Origin of the sequence: Streptomyces sp. NPDC001668 (assembly GCF_042893155.1) — a bacterium.
Classification (GTDB): Bacteria; Actinomycetota; Actinomycetes; order Streptomycetales; family Streptomycetaceae; genus Streptomyces.
In genome coordinates this window covers 220,532-237,780 of record NZ_JBIAUQ010000006.1, presented here as the reverse complement: position 1 = coordinate 237,780, position 17,249 = coordinate 220,532, and the positions used below count along the sequence as shown (strand labels likewise).

Below are 17,249 nucleotides of genomic sequence, written 5' to 3'. Positions count from 1 at the left end.
TGACGAAAGGGCGGCGTGACCCATGACCGTATGGGACGACCTGGTCGGCCAGGAGAGGGTGAGCGAGCAGCTCGCGGCCGCCGCTCGGGACGCCGACGCCCTGGTCACCGCCATCGCCACCGGCGCCCCGCCCCCCGAGGCGTCGAAGATGACGCACGCCTGGCTGTTCACGGGACCCCCCGGAGCGGGCCGGAACCAGACGGCGCGGGCCTTCGCCGCCGCGCTGCAGTGCGTCAGTCCCGACCGGGCCCTTGGGGGAGCCCCCGGCTGCGGGTTCTGCGACGGGTGCCATACGGCGCTCATCGGCACCCACGCCGACGTCACCTCCGTGGCCGCCGTCGGCACCCAGATCCTCGCCGACGACATGCGGGACACCGTCAGGAAGTCGTTCACCTCGCCGGCGACCGGCCGCTGGCAGATCATCCTCGTCGAGGACGCCGAGCGGCTGAACGAGAAGTCGGCCAACGCGGTCCTCAAGGCCGTGGAGGAGCCCGCTCCCCGCACGGTCTGGCTGCTGTGCGCGCCGTCCATCGAGGACGTCCTGCCGACCATCCGCTCCCGCTGCCGCCACCTGAACCTGAGCACCCCCTCCGTGGAGGCCGTCGCCGACATGCTCGTGCGCCGGGAGGGCGTCGAGCCGGCCGCCGCGATGGCCGCCGCCCGTGCCACCCAAGGCCATGTGGACCGGGCCCGCCGCCTCGCCACCGACCCGGCCGCCCGCGCGCGCCGTGCCGCCGTGCTGAAACTGCCCCTGCGCGTCGACGACATCGGCGGCTGCCTGAAGGCGGCGCAGGAACTCGTCGACGCGGCGGCCGACGACGCCAAGCAGCTCGCCGAGGAGATGGACGGCAAGGAGACCGAGGAGCTGAAGGCGGCGATGGGCGCCTCCCAGGGCGGCCGGATGCCCCGCGGCACGGCCGGCGTGATGAAGGACCTGGAGGACCGGCAGAAGCGCCGCCGCACCCGTACCCAGCGCGACAGCCTCGACCTCGCCCTGACCGACCTCACCGCGTTCTACCGTGACGTCCTCGCCCTCCAGCTCGGCTCCCGGGTGGCGATCGCCAACGCGGACGCGGAGGACGCCCTGGAGCGGCTCGCCCGCGGCAGCTCCCCGGAGACCACGCTCCGCCGGATCGAGGCGATCGGCGCCTGCCGCGAGGCCCTCGACCGCAATGTGGCCCCGCTGCTCGCGGTGGAGGCCATGACGATGGCGCTCAGAGCGGGCTGAGGACGGCGGGTGATCACAGGTTGACGGTGTCACTCGTACGGGCCGGATCCCGCACGGAGAGCACGTGATCCAACGCGGAGAGTTACGCTCGTTCGATGCACCTCAGGCGCAATCCCCGCCGCACCAGCAGGAAGCTCCCCGCGCGTCCGACACAGGCACGGACACCGTCGCCGACGCAGAGGCAGACGAAGACGCAGAGGCAGACGAAGACGCAGACGCAGACGCGGAGGCAGACGCGCACGGCCCGTACCGGCGGCGCCCTCCTCGCCGTCGCCGCACTGCTCGTCTCCGCCTGCTCCGCGGGCGCCTCGACCAGTACGGCGACCTCGGCCACCGCCGCCGCGGAGGTGGCGCTGACCGCGCTGCCGAAGGCGACACCGGCCGCCCTCGCGCCGTACTACGGCCAGAAGGCGCGCTGGCGCAGCTGCGGGGTCCCCGGCTTCGAGTGCGCCACGCTGAAGGCGCCGCTCGACTACGACAAGCCGGCCGGCGGGGACGTCCGGCTCGCCGTGGCCCGCAAGAAGGCCACCGGTCCGGGCAAGCGCCTAGGGTCGCTGTTCGTGAACCCCGGCGGGCCGGGCGGCTCGGCGATCGGCTACCTCCAGGCGTACGCCGGGATCGGCTACCCCGCCGCCGTCCGGGCCCGGTACGACATGGTCGCGGTGGACCCGCGGGGCGTCGCCCGCAGTGAGCCCGTCGAATGCCTCGACGGGCGGGACATGGACACGTACACCCAGACGGACACCACCCCCGACGACGCGCGTGAGACGACCGAACTCGTCGACGCCTACAAGAAGTTCGCGGAAGCGTGCGGCGCGCACTCGGCGAGGCTCCTGCGGCATGTGTCGACGGTGGAGACGGCCCGGGACATGGACATCGTGCGGGCGGTGCTGGGCGACGCGAGGCTGAACTACGTGGGGGCGTCGTACGGGACGTACCTCGGGGCGACGTACGCGGGCCTGTTCCCCGGCCGCTCGGGGCGGCTCGTGCTGGACGGCGCGATGGACCCCTCGCTGCCCGCGCGCCGGATGAACCTCGACCAGACGGCGGGCTTCGAGACGGCGTTCCAGTCGTTCGCGAAGGACTGCGTGCAGCAGCCGGACTGCCCCCTCGGCACGAAGGGCACGACGACAGCCCAGGTCGGCCGCAACCTCAAGGCGTTCTTCGGCAAACTGGACGCGCACCCCATCCCCACCGGCGACGCGGACGGACGCAGGCTCGGCGAGGCCCTCGCCACGACCGGCGTGATCGCGGCGATGTACGACGAGAGCTCCTGGGCGCAGCTGCGTGAGGCGCTGACGTCGGCGATGAAGGAGAAGGACGGCGCCGGCCTCCTGGTGCTCGCCGACAGCTACTACGAGCGGGACGGCGACGGCCGTTACAGCAACCTGATGTCGGCCAACGCGGCCGTGAACTGCCTCGACCTCCCGCCCGCCTACGACACCCCCGAGGAGGTCGAGAAAGCGGTGCCGACCTTCGAGAAGGCGTCCCCCGTCTTCGGTGAGGGTCTCGCCTGGGCCTCTCTCACCTGCGCGTACTGGCCGGTCGGGGCCACGGGCGCCCCGCACCGCATCGAGGCGCGCGGCGCCGCCCCGATCGTCGTGGTCGGCACCACCCGCGACCCGGCCACCCCCTACCGCTGGGCTCGCGCCCTGGCCGCCCAGCTCTCCTCGGCCCGCCTGCTCACCTACGAGGGCGACGGCCACACCGCTTACGGCCGCGGCAGCGCCTGCATCGACTCCGCGATCGACACCTACCTGCTCCGCGGCACCCCGCCCACGAACGGCAAACGCTGCTCCTGACATGGGTCACCGGGGCGTCCGGGGGCGCCCCGGGGCTGGTGCGGAGCACCCCCGGAAACTGTGTAGACTTACCGACGTTGCTGATCGCACCATGGTGCGGACGGCGTGCCGCCTTAGCTCAGATGGCCAGAGCAACGCACTCGTAATGCGTAGGTCTCGGGTTCGAATCCCGAAGGCGGCTCTATGAAGACCCAGGTCAGATCGCCGCTGACCTGGGTCTTTTGCCTTTTCTTGGCTTTTCCTTACGGTGCCTACCCGGTCTGGTGGCCGCCGCTGGGGGGTACCGGTGGACAACCGGTGGACAAGCGTGCAGCAGGCGTGCAGAGCGGTGGACGGACGGGCCTGCGAGCAGAGCACCGTCGTGTCACATGCCAACGGGCGGCACGGCTGCGTGTGTCGGCAGTCGGCGACGGTGACGTTGGAGGGTTTCCATAAAACGGGGGAGCGGCGACGGCGTTAGGTGAAGAACCGGCCAGGGGCTTTACTACGGGGGAGCCGGTCGTGATCATTATGCGCTTCGATGCCGGCGTCGGGGACTTTGTCCTCGACGTCCTGGCTTCGTTCACGATGGCCTCCCGCCAGGTGTCCGCCAGGTGGTGTAGGGGATCAAGGCACCGGAATCCGTAGGGCAGAGACGGTGACCCCGCCCTGTCAGGCGTCCAACTCGCCTCACCGCGACCGAGGATGCCGTCCGTCAGCCCCCAATAGGTAGCCCAAAGCGTTCCCGCCCGGACCAAGACTGAGCGACGATGACGGGATGACGATTAGGCGTGTGGTGGCAGTCGTGACGTGCGTCGTGGTCGCAGTCTTGGGATGGGTGTTCGCCGTCTCGCAATGGGAGACAGCGAACCGGATCGCGACGGTAGCCTCCGCGTTGGCGGGGGTCGCGGCGGTAGGCATCGGGATCTGGGCTGCGCTCGCCAGCGCCGGCCAAGCAGGCATTGTCGTACGCGATACCAGTGCCGCCAAGACAGCAGGAGCTGGTAACGCGGTTACTGGATACCAAGCGCGCAGGTCCGCAGGCCCCGTCACTGTAGAGAGGACCGGTAACGCCGAGGCATCAGGGGAAGGCGACGCCATCAGCGGATACAGCGGGAAGTAACACCAGTAGGGGTGGTGCAGTGAAACGGCGGGGTATCGAGGTTCGGGAAACGGGTTCAGCCACTTCCGGGCCATACGGCATGTCGATTAGCGGCTACGTCCGCAAACTCTGGGTGTGGCGCGGCATCACCATCAACAAGGCGCCCACTGCGGACGCGGCGGTCCGCGCGGCTCTCGCCGTCGACCGCATACAAGCCCAGCGCGACGCCGCTGACGCATTCGATAAGGCCGCTACCGATGTTCTACGAGACGCTCGTATGGCAGCTACCGAGAGAGCATGCCTGCCGGAGTCCTGGCCGAGTGTTGAAGACGCGCTCAACACTCTCGACAGCACGGGACCCGAGGAGGTCTTGAAGGCCGCCCGTACCGTCCGTCTACTCCTCAGCCTGCTACCCGACTCTGCAGCGTGCTGCGCTGCAATTTCCCACCTCAACGCCGACGAACGAACCGCCCTCGACAAAGTCGCGATCGCGGTCCAATGGGCTGAGGGGGACATCAATGCGCACGTGCACATTGCTGAAGAGCGGGCCCATGACGCGATGGAATGCGTTCAGCGAATGGGAGGTTGCTTCCTTTGGGTGCATCTACGCGAAGGGCTCCTCCTCAAAGACATGGTGCTGCGCTACCAAAGAGCTATCGGGGAAGCAGACGTAGCGTTGCGGGATTTTCGATCGCTGGTCCGTCAGCTCCTCAACGGCAGCGAAAGAGACTGATCGCTGCCAGATGAACGGTACACAAACTGACTTCGGAGACAGGGCCACCATGGAAGGCCGGGCCATGTTCGGGATGCTCAGCGTGCTCGCGGAGCTCCAGAGAGAGCTGATCGTGGCGAACACGAACGACGGGCTCGCCTCCGCGCGGGCCCGCAGCCGGGTCGGTGGGCGCCGGCCGAAGCTCACAGCCGACCAGGCTGAGCTCGCCCAGCAGATCGCCGACATGTTCAACGTGCCCCGTTCGACGGTGTATGGGCACCTCGACAAGGCCAAGACCGTTCCCCGCCAGCCGAAGAAGACGACGACCGGCAAGTGCTGATCGCTTCCGGCGGGCATATGTTGCCAGCGACGGAGCTAGGGACAGTCGGCCGCTATCATTGACCTCCCAGCCGCTCCGTTGCGGCGGCTGCGGCCCAGTCGAACGGCCCGTGACCGTGCGGCGATAACGGCCCGAAGGTGCCCCGCATCAACAAGGCGAACTCCACCAACGCGTCTCCCCGAACAGGCGCGCAGGATCACGGGACCGGTGCGCCGGAAGCTGGGACAGCCGTGGTGAAGCATCACGCTCGGAAGAATGAAGCCCGTCGGCGACGCGAGACGACCGGTGAGGGCCACCAGGCCGCCGTACGAGCCCTCGCGAAGTCCGCCTCGGAACAGCAGCCGAAGATGTATGTCTTCGACATCCCCGCGCCAGACCTGGGCGAGAGCGAGCCGTGCCCCGTGTGCGCCGGTCGCGGAAGCAAGCCGGGTGAGCAGGCGATGGTGCCCGCACAACGGCTTGACCGTCCCGTTCTCCTGGACATCGTGTGCGGACTCTGCCAGGGCTGTGGTCGCGCAGAACACAACGCCTGCACCGCCGGAGTCCACGCCGGCGAAGCCTTCCTCCCGGGAGACCACTGGGCACACTCCTGCCAGTCGTGCGGAGGCCGCCGCTTCCGATACGTCGACTTCTCCGACGAGGACGTATTCGGGAACACCGTCGCGGTGTACCTGCGACAGCCGTGTCGGTGTGCGAAGGAGTTGATGCGCGAGATGACCCTGAACGTCGCGCCCGCAGCTCCGTCGAACTGACCGATTGCCATGAAGATCGTGTAGACGCGGAACCCGGTGGCCCCGAGGAGATCTCGGGCCACCGGGTTCCCACCGTTTGGAACCGAACCTACTGGCGGGTTACTTGTTCCCTGGCGTCCGAGCTAGTGCTACAGGGCCGAGTTGTGGCGGCGCGCTGTGTCGTCAGCCGAGCCAGTCGAAGCGCAGGTCACGGATCATGATGTCGACGTCGAGGCCACGGCCCTTGCAGAACGTCTTGATACGGTCCATAAGAAAGACGTCTTCTTTTCCAGGCCGGGTGGTCGTCTCCGCCCACGCGGGCCTCTCGTCGCTGTCCCGGTCCCAGTAGACCAACCTGTGCCGCGCCAGAGTGTCAAGGTGGTCGACCATCTCGGTCTCGGTCAGTCCGATCACGCGCTGGAGTTCGCGAACCGGCATGCCGTACGCCGGATCACCCATGTGATGCATGTGGCTGCACGCTTCGCCGCGTCGCAGCAGGATACCAAGGACACTGCGGTCCGCGAGCGGAAGGTCGCGCAGCACCGGGATTAGCGAGTCGAGATGCTCGCGGAAGTAAGAGACCTCCTCCGCCTCGCCCTCAGGAGCATCCGCCCAGTCGAGGTCCTTGGCGAGAAGGGTAAGCGCCAGGGCGCCGTGAACCTGCTGGTTCTTCGCGAGGTCGATCAGGGCATGCTGGAGGCGCACGCCTGCGTTCGCGAAGCGGGCCTCATGGTTGGCCTTGATCTGCCGCAATCTCTCCACCGGGTAGGCGATCACGTCGTCGGTCAGGACATGGCAGGGGTAGCAGAGCATCACCAGGTTGTCGTAGTGACGGCGCTCGTCGTCGTCTTGGCCGGGGTTGTATCGCTCTCCTCCCTTCTCGGCTGCCTCGATGTGGGCGGCTTGGCCGATGAGATTGCCGTGCTTGTCCACGATCCGGCTGTCACACTCGGGCATGGCGCACTCGTTGCCGGAGTTCGCAAATAGCCGTCGAAGGGTAGTTGTGGTGGGCTTCTTCCGAGACATGCCGGCAGTGTTGCAGGAAGGGCCGACATCTCTCCCTTCCCCCGTCAACTACCCATCGACGCCCGCGAGATACGGTGCCCGAGCGGGACTCTAGGACGTGCGGGTGCTCGACAACTGCGGCGTCCAATTACCCTGCAGCAATGACAGCACTGGGCCCTGTCCGGTCGCCGCCACATGCCGGAGCCCCGGTCAGATTGCCGCTGACCGGGGCTCCTCTTCATCGCCAACTCAGGCGGAGCGCTCTTCGTCCGACTCCTTGGCCTTCCGAGGCGGTGTCATCCTTGGCCTACGGTTGCGAGTCGCAGCCTCGGAGTCCTGGACCACACTGAGGGGTTTCCGCGCCCGAGGCACGAGTTGCACGACCCTCTCGGCGGCGTCGTGGGCGAGATCGTCCAGGACAGCCTGGTAGATGTCGCGGGTGATACGGGTGTCCGAGTGCCCGAGGGTCTCGGAGACGACCTTGATGTCGACTCCGGCCGCGAGCATGAGCGTCGCGGAGACATGGCGCAGGTCGTGGAGCCGGATCGGAGGCAGACCGGCAGCGGCGACCAGACGCTCGAAGAGGTCGGAGACCTTGCCGGGGTGGAGAAGGGAACCGTCCTCCTGGGTGAAGATGCGGCCGGTGTCCTGCCAGCCATCGCCCCACGCCTCCCGTTCCTGCTCCTGGCCGGCCTTGTGCCTGAGCAGGACCTGATGCGTCTCGTCGTCGAGGGCGATCAGACGGATGCCGCTGTCGGTCTTGGGGGCACCTTCGTGGATCTCCCAGCCGTCCTGGACGAGTTGGGTGGCGATGGCTAGGGACTGCGCGGCGGCCGAGTGATCCACCCAGCGGACGCCACAAGCCTCGCCGCGTCGTGTTCCCCGGAAGGCGATGAGCCGCCACAGCGGATACAGCCGGTCCTCGGCGACGAAGTCGAGGAACTGGCCGGTCTGCTCGGGTGTCCAGACCATGACCGGGGAGGGCTTCTCGCCGGTCTCCTGCCAGTGGGCGATCCGCTCGTCGGTCCAGATGAGGGCCTTCGGCTTGGTTCCGGGCAGCAGCTCGACGTGGGCGGCCGGATTGAAGGCGGGCATCACTTGCTGGGCGATAGCGACGTTCAGCGCGGCCCGCAGGGTGTCGCGGATATGCGGCTGGGTGTTGAGGCCGGTGATGCGCCGGAACGGCGGCATGGCGTCGAGCTGCGCCTGCAGCCACTTGCGACGGGCCCGGTTCTCAGCGCCTTTCCACGGCGTTGCCTTGAGTTCGTCGCGCACCGCGCGCCGCTGGGCGTTCTGCTCCTGGATCTCGATGTTGCGCTCGTTGATCGCGTCGAACATCGTGTTGATGTGGTGCACGCGGAGCTTGTCCAGCCGCAGGTGGCCCAGGTGCGGCTTGAGGTGGACGCGGATGTCGCACTCGTAGCGCGCCGCCCCGCCGCGACGCAGGCGTTTGCGTCCGGCGAGCCAGGTGTCGAGCCACTCGGCAACGGTGGTCTTCGAGTTGAGGGTCTGCCCGGTCTGGAAGCGGCGACGGGTCTCGTCGTAGTCCGGGAGCGGCTCCTTCTCCTTGAGGCAGCTCTCGATGAGGTCGCTGATCTGGGTCCTGCCCCAGGCGTCGTCCTCCTCGGGTATGGCCATGAGAGCACGGACCTTGTCCAGCTCCTCCTGGGCCTTGGCCGAGCTTTCAAAGCCGCCGCGACGGAACCGGCGACGGCGGCCATCCTGAGCGGGGTCCAGCTCCTGGAACACACTCCAGACGCCGTGTCGCCGCGACTTGAGCTTGGGGCATGAGGCCCCGTAGTCCTTGCCGGTCGCGGGATCGGTGCACCGGCACCGCCGGGTGATGGTGCCGTTCTTCACTCGCTGTCCTCCGGGTGGGTCGGTGTGTCGGGCTGGTCGACGAAGGCCAGTTCGTCGGGCAGGGCTGGCGGTACGAGGCCGCGTTCACGCATCCGGCCTCGGAACGCGCGCAGCTCCTGGCAGTCCTCGAAGGCGTGCTCCTCGTAGCCCTCGGCGCGCTCCAGAAGCGTGGCTCTGCGAGCCCGGTCCAAGGTGGTGCTCGCCGCGCGCCGCCTCTCCTTGGCCAGAGCGGTGGAGGCCGTCGCGGCGGACACCAGGTCGCCGTGGTTGCGGAAGACGTCGAGGACATCGCGGGCGGTGCCCTCGGGAGCGGGCTGGTCCATGGGGGTCTCGCCGGTGAACCACGCGAGCGCGTCCCAGGTGGAGACCTCCCGTCCCGGGAGGACCTCCACCGTGGCGGAGGAACCGAGCGGAAAGAGGAGGGTCACAGGCGGGACGCCGAGGACGTCAGCCAGCACGACGAAGTCGGCGATGGTCATGCTCGCCTTACGGCCGGACTCCAGGTTCTTCACGGACTGCTCGGTGATCTCCGTCAGTCCGCGGTCGGCACACTCCTGGGCGACCTCGCCCATGGTGAGGCCGGCGGCCTTGCGCGCCTCGCGCATCTCTTGGGCGATCCGTGCGGTGAACGCCGCCGGCCAGTGATCGTGTTTCATGGGTGCACTTTAGGACGTAGAAAAGTGCCGCCGCAACTCCGTGATACACCTGGGCTCGACATTGCGGCACCTGAAGGCATCAGGAGGGCATCATGAAGGCACCCGCTTCTTCTTGTGAGGTGCGAGGGCTGACGAGTGACGAGCTGCTCGCTCTTCCGGCGGTCATCGACCTCGACACCGCGAACCGGGCGCTGATGATCGGCCGCTCAACCGGATACGGGCTCGCCAGGCAAGGGGCGTACCCGGTCAAGGTGCTGCGGCTCGGCAATGCCTACCGGGTAGTGACCGCCGACCTGCTGAGGCTGCTCGGGCTGGAGCGTCAGCCGTCGGACGGCGACCTCGAAGCCGGAAGCCGGCGGCACGGCCTGTGTGCCTAGAGGCCTGATGCGAGGTGTGGAGGGGTACGGTTTGTTCGCCACGCGACTCACGGTGTCTCCCCCGACGGAAGCTGCCCCACGTACCACAACTCGCCGAAGAAGCAAGGTGACTTGCCGGGCTGGCCTACGGACAGAGTGTCCTCACACAGCGCTTGTCGGGTGGAAGGCTTCTTTCACTGAGGCCACTACCAGGGTGAGGTTGTCGTCATGGCGCGTCGCAGTCCCGAACGTCCGACGTACGGATTCACGGTCGCGGCTGCTGTCGACGCGGTACCGGCAGCACGTCGCCGAGTTGTCTCTCTGGCCCGAAATCTGGGCCTCCCCCTGTCGGACCAGACGCTGGAGACCGTTGAGTTGTTGGCCGGCGAGGTGATCGCCAATGCTGTCCTGCACACGGATGCTCCGTGCGGAGTCTCTGTGACACGGGCCGATGAACGGCTTCGTGTCGAGGTCACGGACGCGGACGCATCGTTGCCGAGCGCTGTTGAGGCCGGCCCGAGTGACGAAGGCGGTCGGGGCCTCCTGCTCGTGAACGCCTTGGCGGACGACTGGGGAACGCAACCGGAGCCCCCGGGCAAGACGACATGGTTTGAGATCGCGCCGGAGCCGTCGACCGACGGCTTGGGCAACAGCTCCGCAGATGCACCGTTCTCCCCTCATGCGGGTGAACCTGCCGTGCGACGAACAGAGTGCCAAGCTCCCATGGCGTCGTCGGCCAACCCGCGGTCGTCGTTGGCCCCAGCAACGGTGGGGAAGCAGCATCAGGCTGCCTGACGCTGTGAGTCGAATCGGCCAGCCGCCCGTGGCCTGATCGGATGTCGCCACAGGCGTAGCTGGGCGTTCTACCGGGCCCCTGGGATGTGGAAACGGGTACGGTCAGACCGTGCCTCTCGTCGTTGTGATCCTTGGACGCACGAATGGCGACAGGGGCCGCATTTGGAGGTCGGCGCGCGGTCCAGCCGCTCGGAGTGGGGTGTGTACAGGTGACGTCACGTGCCCTGGAACGGCATGCCGACGGTCCAGGGCGGGGGCACCTCGGCGGCCGGAGGGTACTCACTGCGGAGCTGGTACGTGACGCCCGCCGGAAGGTGCGAGACGGGGCTTCGGTCGATCATCTTGCGCGTGCGATCGGAGTGAGCAGCAGGGCGCTGTCGAAGGCGGTCTACGGGGTCACCTGGCGCCGAGTGGACAACCCACCGCCGATCAGCCGACCCCGACCCGCCGATCCAGACCAGCCCAGCCCCACCGTTCTGAACGAAGATCATGTACGTAGGCTGCGACGCGAGCATGCGGGTGGTGCGTCGGTGCGCTATCTCGCGACGAGAGACGGACTTACCTACAACACCGTTCATGATGCGATCCGCGGCGTCACCTGGGCGCACGTTGATGAACAGGTGTCTGAGGAGATACTCCCCGGGGAGGCGTGCCGCCCAGGTGTACTCCTGACCGCGGCCACAGTGGGGGAGATGCGGCGTGCGCACGCCGGCGGCGCTTCCCTGCGATCGCTCGCTGACAAATTCCATCTGAAGTACGCGACGGTCCGGGCGGCCGTGCAGGGGACGACCTGGCGCCACCTCACCGATCCACCTCCTGTGCCGGCCTCCGGTCGAGGTGGCCGGCACGCACTCACCAGTGCGCAGGAAGCCGATCTCGTACGGATGCGTGAGAAGAGCGGAGCCACGTACGCCCAGCTCGGCGCCGCGTTCGGGGTCAGCGAGGCCACAGCCTGGCACGTGTGCGAACGCAGCCGTCGCCCGGCGACGGACTGAAAAGCGTGTGCTCGCCAGGTGCGACGAGAAGGGTGACGCCCGCTCCTGTGCGTGCGGGCGAGCACATGCTGGGAATCGGTAGGCTTGCGCGCATGTCTACAGCCTCCACGCGCGTGCGTTTCGCCCCGTCCCCGACTGGAATGTTCCACGTTGGCGGGGCCCGGTCGGCTCTCTACAACTGGGCCGTCGCGCGACAGTCGGGGGGCAAGTTCGTCCTGCGTATCGAGGACACCGACGCGGCCCGCAACAAGCCGGAGTGGATCGACGGCATCATCAGCGCGCTCGCGGCCATCGGCATCCACAAGGACGATCCCGCCTTCGAGGGTCCGTACTTCCAGTCGCAGAACGCCGACCGTCACAGTGAGGCCGCCCAGCAGCTCTACACGCAGGGCCACGCGTACTACTGCGACTGCACCCGGGAGCAGCTCCAGGAGCGGACCGGTTCGCAGCACCTCGGCTACGACGGTTTCTGCCGGGACCGGGGGCTGGAGTACGTGGCGGGCCGGGCGCTGCGGTTCCGTACGCCCACGGAGGGCGAGACGGTGGTCGTGGACCTGATCCGGGGCGAGCCGTCCTTCCCGAACTCGGCGATCGAGGACTTCGTCATCGCCCGAGGCGACGGCTCTCCGGTCTTCCTGATCGCCAACGTGGTCGACGACCTCGACGAGCGCATCACTCTGGTCATCCGTGGTGACGAGCACCTGTCGAACACGCCCAAGCAGCAGCTGCTGTGGGAGGCGCTCGGCGCGAAGGCCCCGGTGTGGGCGCACCTGCCGGTGATCGTCAACGAGAAGCGGCAGAAGCTGTCCAAGCGCCGGGACAAGGTCGCTCTCGAGGACTACCTCGCCGAGGGCTTCCTGCCGGAGGCGATGACCAACTACCTGATGTTGCTCGGCTGGGGCCCCGGGGACGACGTCGAGCTCCGCCCGTACGCAGAGCTGGAGGAGAAGTTCCGCGTCGAGGACGTGAACACCTCGCCGGCCTTCTTCGACATCAAGAAGCTGACCGCCTTCAACGGCGAGTACATCCGCGCCCTGCCGCTGGGGAAGTTCGTCGAGGCCTGTGAGCCGTGGCTGCGCGCCCCGTACGCCAACTGGGCGCCCGAGGACTTCGATCAGGCGGCGTGGGAGGCGATCGCCCCCCACGCCCAGACCCGCGTGGCCGTCCTGTCGGACATCACGGCCAACGTCGACTTCCTGTTCCTGAAGGAGCCGGTGGAGGACGAGGCGTCCTGGGACAAGGCGATGAAGGGCGACCCGGTGGCTCTCCTCACCACGGCCCGCGCCAAGCTGGAGACGGCCGACTGGACCAGCCCCGAGTCCCTCAAGGAGGCGGTCCTGGCCGCCGGCGAGGAGCACGGCCTGAAGCTGGGCAAGGCCCAGGCCCCGGTGCGCGTCGCGGTCACCGGCCGCACGGTCGGTCTGCCCCTCTTCGAATCCCTGGAGGTCCTCGGCAAGGACCGCACGCTCGCACGGATCGACGCCGCGCTGGCGAAGCTCGCCGGCTGACTACTTGGTGATCACGGTCCCGTCGCCTGTGCGAGGAGGCGGGACCAGGCCTCGGCGAAGTACGCGGTGTCGAAACGGGCCAGCGTCTCGTACACGGTCTTCGACTCGGCGGGCGCCGTGTTCGCCCGCTCCCGTATCTGCTGGGCCAGCCGGCGTGGATCCGGAGGCGGCTGCTCGGTCAGACGCGCGAGGTCACCGAGCCCGGCGACTGGCTGGATGAGGCAGGGCAGGCCCAGGAGCAGGGCCTCTGCGGCGCATCGACTCCACCCTTCCCGCATGCGCGGAGTGAAGACCCCGACGTCGCAGGCCCGCAGCAGTTCGAGGTACCGGGGACGGGTCAGGTCGAAATGGTGTCCCGGAGAGCCGATGGTGTTGCTTCCGGTGGTCACGAGACGGAGCCCGGGATCGGTTTCGATGGCCGTGGCGACCGTCTCGATGCCTTTCCAGTGCACTGCTTTGCCCGCGTACACGATGATCTCGTTTTGAGGGAGACCGAAGTGGGCCTTGCACTCGGCCGGGTCCATGCCGCGGACTCTGTCGATCTCGGCGAGATCGAAGGCGTTGTAGATCACCTGGACGTTGTCCACGCCGCGCTCCCCGAGGAACGCTGCCCAGGACGGGGCGACGCACACGACCGCGCGGCACTGGGGCAGGACCGCGAAGAGCCTGCGCCACAGCAGCGGTTCGAGGGGCCAGGAGTCGAACTGGAGCGGCTCGTAGTGGTGGAAGACGAAGACGGTCCGGGCCCGCATCTCCGGGGTGAAAAAGAGGATGCTGAGGTCGTCCCAGAGGAACGAGCCCGGCGCGTCTCTGAGTTCGCGGATGTGAGGCGCGAGGCGGGCGAGGTGGCGCACCTTCCGGCCTCGGCGGACGGTGTAGGCACGCTTGTAGTCCGGAACCGTCCGCCACTCGATCGAGTCGGCTGTGACCTCGTGGATCATGCGGAGGTAAACGCGGCCTCCGGTGCGGCCCTGCGGCGACATGGAGTGGACGACCGGGGTCACGTGCCCGCCTCCACCTGCTGTTGGTACTCGGCGTAGAGCACTCCGTACGCGGCTCGTAGTGGCGCGCTCACGTCGCGGGACTCCTTGGCGAGCGGCAGGTAGGTGCTGGTCAGGCTGTCGAGAAAGCGAGCCCGGCGGTCCGGGTCCGGCGAGTGCCGCAGGTCGCGCAGGTTGTCGATGCGGTCGGCGAGACGGATGAGCAGTTCCGCCGGACCGAGGCACCTGATCTTGTTGTGCCAGACGTCCGAGTCCCATGGCTGCTTGGGACGCTGCTCCAGCCGGTGGTCGGGGGTCATGGAACGCAGCCGTTGCGTGAGGGCCGAGCCCAGGCCGGATGCTACGAGACGCTCCGCCGCTGGCGCGATCTCCAGCGCGTCGTGCAGCAGGCCGAGGATCAGCAGTTCGGGATCGGTGACGCCGAGTTCTGCTTTCAGGACGGTCACGACGCGCACCGGATGGTTGATATAGGGCGTGCCCTGGTCTCGGACGTGACCGGCGTAGATCGTCGTGGCGAGGGTCGCGGCGAGCCGGCCTTGCGCTCGTTCCGGCTCCGGCCAGTCGTTGAGGCCGAGTTCGTCCGTCAAGGCGGGGGTGCTGGTCATGCGCGGTCCGTTCCGTAAGGGGCCGCCAGGACCGTGTCGATGCGCATGTGCGGGGCGAGGATCAACGCGTCCTCGACGACCAGGGCGTCAAGACCGAGTTCGACCGCGGCGGTGACGGCCTGTTCGGCGGTGCGGAGGATGGGCGTTCCCTTGAAGTTCAGGGAGGTGTTCAGGAGGACGGGCACTCCGGTGAGCCGGTGGAACTCCTCCAGCAGCGGGCGGACGCCGGAGTGCCGTCGGCCAACGGTCTGGAGGCGGGCGGTTCCGTCGTGGTGGACAACCGCGGGCATCCGGTCGGACTTGCAGTGCCGGGCGCGTACGACCCGGTTCATGAACGGGTCGCCGTTGCCGAGGAACCACGCGTCGGCTTCCTCAGCGAGTGCCAGGGGCGCCAGCGGGCGGTAGTCGGCTCGCTGTTTGAGGGCGTTCAGGCGTGTCTTGGTCTCTGCCTTGCCGGGGTGGGCGAGGATCGAGCGGTGACCGAGGGCCCTCGGCCCGAACTCCATGCCGCCCCGCACCCAGCCGACGACGTGGTGGTCCGCGAGGAGCGCGGCGACGGTGGGGATCAGCCGTTCACCGAGGCCGGACACGGTCTGGTAGCCGCCCGCGAGTCCTCCGTCGGACAGGGGGCCGGCGAGCGGGCCCCAGTCGGCGTCCTCGGGTGTCGGCAGGAGGGGTTGTCCGAGGGCGTAGTTCCAGGCGTAGAGGGCGGCGCCGACCGCGGTGCCGGCGTCGTGCGGCGCCGGGGCGACGAAGAGGTTCTCGAAGCCGGACTGCTCGGCGAGCGTGCCGTTGAGATGGGAGTTCAGGGCGCAGCCGCCGGAGAAGACCAGCGTGCGGGCGGTCGTGAGGTGACGCAGGTGACGGGCCACGTGGACGACCGCCTCGGCGAAGACCCGCTGCGCCGCCGCGGCTAGGTCGGCCCGGGCGTCCAGCGGCTTCGAGTCGGCGGACCGCGCGGTCCAGACCGCGCCTTCGATCCCGAGCGGGGTCTCGGCGTCGTACGACCCCCATGGCGCTGCGATGTGTACGTGCCCGTTCTCGCCGAGATGGACGAGGTCGCGAAGTTCCTTGTAGTAGCGGTCCGGGTCACCGAAGGCGGCCAGGGCCATCATGCTGCCCTCGACCTCGTTGCCCGGCGGAATCACCCGCATCGCGAGGTTGCGGTAGAAGTGGCCGAGGGACGGGTGGGTGCGCACAGGCCCGGAGGGGCCGGGAGTGATGGCCGGTGCGACTTGGTGGACGCGGTCGATGCTGTCCGGCGTCAGGTCGTAGCCGGTGATCCGTTCGCGCCCCGACGCGATGTCCGTGCCGAGGACGGAACCGCCTGCGTCGATGACCAGGCCGGCGGCGTGCTCCTCGCCGGAGAGGAGATAGCCGGACAGGATGTGCGAGGTGTGATGGGAGATGAGCTTCAACCGTTGCCCGAGCGCCTCGGGGAGCAGGCCGGCGAGTTCGTCCTGCTCCGTGGACGCCCACGACCCGTGCCGGGGGCTGGGCCGCATGGACGGGGTCCACACGTGGTCGATGTCGTCGACGGTGATGCCGGCGGACCGCAGGCACCAGTCGAGTGCATGGGTGGGGGCGGTGAGAACCCCCTTGCGTGTTGTGCGGTTGTGTTTCACACCGCTCCACCGCTCCTCCTCGGCCGCGTAGATGCGGCCGTCGACGACGAGGCAGGCGGACGTGTCGTGGTGGAAGTTCAGACCGAGCGCTGCGGGCATGGGGACCTCCGGGAAGAGGGCGGTCAGACGGAAGCCGTGCGAAGGGCGGGAGCGGGGACGATCTGAAGGCCCGAGTCCCTGTACTCGTGGCACTTCAGGCAGAATTCGTAGTGCTTGCGGCGTGGCGCGAAGACCCTGGCCGCGAAGTCGTCGTCCCAGACCGTGAACTCGCTGTCCTTCTTGGCCATGGCGTTGAAGCACCGGTAGCAGTCGCCGTCGACCTCGATCATGAGGTGCTGGTCGACGTTGCGGTCGCAGAGGCCACCGAGATCGTTGGCGGGCTGGCCGACGTCGATGTGGTGGACGTGGTTGGTGACGTGGATGGCGCCGTACTCGTCGCACAGGGCGGCCAGTTGACTGAGGCGGTCCGGGGCGATGGCCTCCAGGACGCTGTTGATGACGACGGTCTTTCCGGCCTCACGGAGTACGGGGACGACGGCGCTGACCTCGTCGTAGTTGTCGTGCTCCTCGTCGCAGCCGATCAGGACCTGGTCGTAGTGCGCGAGGGTCGCTTGGAGGAGGCGCTCGTTGCGGGCCAGGGTGATCGCGTTGGAGCCGAGCACCATGACCTGCTCCGGGAACCGGTCACGAGCCAGGCCGCTGAGTTCGCTGAAGTCGCGGTGAACGGTGGGTTCTCCGCCGTTGATGTGCAGCTGCCGGAACGGGATCTGTCCGAGGCGGTCGAGGACCTGCCTGAACGTCCCCAGCGGCATGTTCTCGCCTTGGCCGCCCTCGGCGAAGATGCAGAAGTCGCAGTGGCGGTTGCACTTGGTCGTGATCTTGATCTTCGCGGTCTTGAGGGTCCTTTGCGTGGCGGACAGCACGGGGGACGACGTCATGGGGAGCCCCT

At 68.3% G+C, this 17,249-nt stretch carries 16 protein-coding genes and 1 tRNA gene; 9 read left to right on the top strand and 8 right to left on the bottom strand.

What is annotated here, in order from left to right; all coding sequences use genetic code 11:
• The first annotated feature begins 22 nt into the window (after nt 1-22).
• The 5 genes from ACFYZ8_RS20785 to ACFYZ8_RS20765 all read left to right on the top strand — a co-directional run bounded on the left by ACFYZ8_RS20785 (nt 23) and on the right by ACFYZ8_RS20765 (nt 5,163).
• A complete protein-coding gene (locus ACFYZ8_RS20785) occupies nt 23-1,228 on the top strand; it encodes a DNA polymerase III subunit delta' (RefSeq protein WP_388537484.1) in 1,206 nt (401 codons plus the stop codon).
• 95 nt (nt 1,229-1,323) lie between these two features.
• Nucleotides 1,324-3,030 carry an alpha/beta hydrolase gene (locus ACFYZ8_RS20780; RefSeq protein WP_388537482.1) on the top strand — a complete coding sequence of 569 codons (1,707 nt, stop codon included), beginning with the start codon at nt 1,324-1,326 and terminating at the stop codon, nt 3,028-3,030.
• 107 nt (nt 3,031-3,137) lie between these two features.
• A tRNA-Thr gene (locus ACFYZ8_RS20775) sits at nt 3,138-3,211 on the top strand.
• Between the two features lie 1,000 nt (nt 3,212-4,211).
• Nucleotides 4,212-4,844 carry a hypothetical protein gene (locus tag ACFYZ8_RS20770; RefSeq protein WP_389050060.1) on the top strand — a complete coding sequence of 211 codons (633 nt, stop codon included), beginning with the start codon at nt 4,212-4,214 and terminating at the stop codon, nt 4,842-4,844.
• A gap of 10 nt (nt 4,845-4,854) precedes the next feature.
• Nucleotides 4,855-5,163 (top strand): recombinase family protein, encoded by a 309-nt coding sequence (locus tag ACFYZ8_RS20765; RefSeq protein ID WP_389050058.1) that lies wholly within the window; start codon nt 4,855-4,857, stop codon nt 5,161-5,163.
• Nucleotides 5,164-6,077: 914 nt separating this feature from the next.
• Here the strand turns inward: ACFYZ8_RS20765 and ACFYZ8_RS20760 are convergent.
• The 3 genes from ACFYZ8_RS20760 to ACFYZ8_RS20750 all read right to left on the bottom strand — a co-directional run bounded on the left by ACFYZ8_RS20760 (nt 6,078) and on the right by ACFYZ8_RS20750 (nt 9,415).
• Entirely contained in the window at nt 6,078-6,920 is an 843-nt protein-coding gene (locus tag ACFYZ8_RS20760; protein ID WP_389050055.1) for a hypothetical protein, read from the bottom strand.
• A 228-nt stretch (nt 6,921-7,148) separates the two neighbouring features.
• Nucleotides 7,149-8,759, bottom strand: coding sequence for a tyrosine-type recombinase/integrase (locus ACFYZ8_RS20755; protein WP_389050054.1), 1,611 nt, complete (start codon nt 8,757-8,759; stop codon nt 7,149-7,151).
• Nucleotides 8,756-9,415, bottom strand: a complete 660-nt coding sequence (locus ACFYZ8_RS20750) for a helix-turn-helix domain-containing protein (RefSeq protein ID WP_389050051.1) — start codon at nt 9,413-9,415, stop codon at nt 8,756-8,758. Before ACFYZ8_RS20750 ends, ACFYZ8_RS20755 begins: the two co-directional genes overlap by 4 nt.
• 92 nt (nt 9,416-9,507) lie before the next feature.
• On the opposite strand from ACFYZ8_RS20750, the gene ACFYZ8_RS20745 reads away from it, so the two are divergent.
• Nucleotides 9,508-9,792 carry a hypothetical protein gene (locus tag ACFYZ8_RS20745; protein WP_389050050.1) on the top strand — a complete coding sequence of 95 codons (285 nt, stop codon included), beginning with the start codon at nt 9,508-9,510 and terminating at the stop codon, nt 9,790-9,792.
• Nucleotides 9,793-9,999: 207 nt separating this feature from the next.
• Nucleotides 10,000-10,566 (top strand): ATP-binding protein, encoded by a 567-nt coding sequence (locus ACFYZ8_RS20740; RefSeq protein ID WP_389050048.1) that lies wholly within the window; start codon nt 10,000-10,002, stop codon nt 10,564-10,566.
• A 215-nt stretch (nt 10,567-10,781) separates the two neighbouring features.
• Here the strand turns inward: ACFYZ8_RS20740 and ACFYZ8_RS20735 are convergent, their stop codons facing one another.
• On the bottom strand, nt 10,782-10,907 hold the full coding sequence (locus tag ACFYZ8_RS20735) for a hypothetical protein (RefSeq protein ID WP_389050047.1): 126 nt from the start codon (nt 10,905-10,907) through the stop codon (nt 10,782-10,784).
• 351 nt (nt 10,908-11,258) lie between these two features.
• Between ACFYZ8_RS20735 and ACFYZ8_RS20730 the strand changes: the two genes are divergently transcribed.
• Together ACFYZ8_RS20730 and gltX are read left to right on the top strand one after the other, a co-directional pair.
• Nucleotides 11,259-11,561: a hypothetical protein gene (locus ACFYZ8_RS20730; protein ID WP_389050045.1), complete on the top strand. Its 303-nt coding sequence runs from the start codon at nt 11,259-11,261 to the stop codon at nt 11,559-11,561.
• 140 nt (nt 11,562-11,701) lie between these two features.
• A complete protein-coding gene (gene gltX, locus ACFYZ8_RS20725; protein WP_389050082.1) occupies nt 11,702-13,069 on the top strand; it encodes a glutamate--tRNA ligase in 1,368 nt (455 codons plus the stop codon).
• A gap of 11 nt (nt 13,070-13,080) precedes the next feature.
• On the opposite strand, the gene ACFYZ8_RS20720 is transcribed toward gltX, so the two are convergent.
• From ACFYZ8_RS20720 to ACFYZ8_RS20705, 4 genes are read right to left on the bottom strand one after another with little or no spacing between them, the layout of a single operon-like run.
• Complete coding sequence (locus ACFYZ8_RS20720) at nt 13,081-14,073, bottom strand: glycosyltransferase (RefSeq protein ID WP_389050043.1); 993 nt, start codon at nt 14,071-14,073, stop codon at nt 13,081-13,083.
• On the bottom strand, nt 14,070-14,675 hold the full coding sequence (locus tag ACFYZ8_RS20715; RefSeq protein ID WP_389050042.1) for an HD domain-containing protein: 606 nt from the start codon (nt 14,673-14,675) through the stop codon (nt 14,070-14,072). Before ACFYZ8_RS20715 ends, ACFYZ8_RS20720 begins: the two co-directional genes overlap by 4 nt.
• Entirely contained in the window at nt 14,672-16,399 is a 1,728-nt protein-coding gene (locus ACFYZ8_RS20710) for a carbamoyltransferase C-terminal domain-containing protein (protein WP_389050040.1), read from the bottom strand. Before ACFYZ8_RS20710 ends, ACFYZ8_RS20715 begins: the two co-directional genes overlap by 4 nt.
• 23 nt (nt 16,400-16,422) lie before the next feature.
• Nucleotides 16,423-17,238 carry a radical SAM protein gene (locus ACFYZ8_RS20705; protein ID WP_389050037.1) on the bottom strand — a complete coding sequence of 272 codons (816 nt, stop codon included), beginning with the start codon at nt 17,236-17,238 and terminating at the stop codon, nt 16,423-16,425.
• Between the last annotated feature and the right edge of the window lie 11 nt (nt 17,239-17,249).

Excerpts from the sequence above, each read along its gene's own strand:
- ACFYZ8_RS20765 (WP_389050058.1), top strand. The coding sequence starts at position 4,855 with ATGAACGGTACACAAACTGACTTCGGAGACAGGGCCACCATGGAAGGC.
- ACFYZ8_RS20760 (WP_389050055.1), bottom strand. The coding sequence starts at position 6,920 with ATGTCTCGGAAGAAGCCCACCACAACTACCCTTCGACGGCTATTTGCG.
- ACFYZ8_RS20780 (WP_388537482.1), top strand. The coding sequence starts at position 1,324 with ATGCACCTCAGGCGCAATCCCCGCCGCACCAGCAGGAAGCTCCCCGCG.
- ACFYZ8_RS20770 (WP_389050060.1), top strand. The coding sequence starts at position 4,212 with ATGTCGATTAGCGGCTACGTCCGCAAACTCTGGGTGTGGCGCGGCATC.
- ACFYZ8_RS20730 (WP_389050045.1), top strand. The coding sequence starts at position 11,259 with ATGCGGCGTGCGCACGCCGGCGGCGCTTCCCTGCGATCGCTCGCTGAC.
- ACFYZ8_RS20785 (WP_388537484.1), top strand. The coding sequence starts at position 23 with ATGACCGTATGGGACGACCTGGTCGGCCAGGAGAGGGTGAGCGAGCAG.
- ACFYZ8_RS20745 (WP_389050050.1), top strand. The coding sequence starts at position 9,508 with ATGAAGGCACCCGCTTCTTCTTGTGAGGTGCGAGGGCTGACGAGTGAC.
- ACFYZ8_RS20740 (WP_389050048.1), top strand. The coding sequence starts at position 10,000 with ATGGCGCGTCGCAGTCCCGAACGTCCGACGTACGGATTCACGGTCGCG.
- ACFYZ8_RS20710 (WP_389050040.1), bottom strand. The coding sequence starts at position 16,399 with ATGCCCGCAGCGCTCGGTCTGAACTTCCACCACGACACGTCCGCCTGC.
- ACFYZ8_RS20715 (WP_389050042.1), bottom strand. The coding sequence starts at position 14,675 with ATGACCAGCACCCCCGCCTTGACGGACGAACTCGGCCTCAACGACTGG.
- ACFYZ8_RS20705 (WP_389050037.1), bottom strand. The coding sequence starts at position 17,238 with ATGACGTCGTCCCCCGTGCTGTCCGCCACGCAAAGGACCCTCAAGACC.
- gltX (WP_389050082.1), top strand. The coding sequence starts at position 11,702 with ATGTTCCACGTTGGCGGGGCCCGGTCGGCTCTCTACAACTGGGCCGTC.
- ACFYZ8_RS20750 (WP_389050051.1), bottom strand. The coding sequence starts at position 9,415 with ATGAAACACGATCACTGGCCGGCGGCGTTCACCGCACGGATCGCCCAA.
- ACFYZ8_RS20735 (WP_389050047.1), bottom strand. The coding sequence starts at position 10,907 with ATGATCGACCGAAGCCCCGTCTCGCACCTTCCGGCGGGCGTCACGTAC.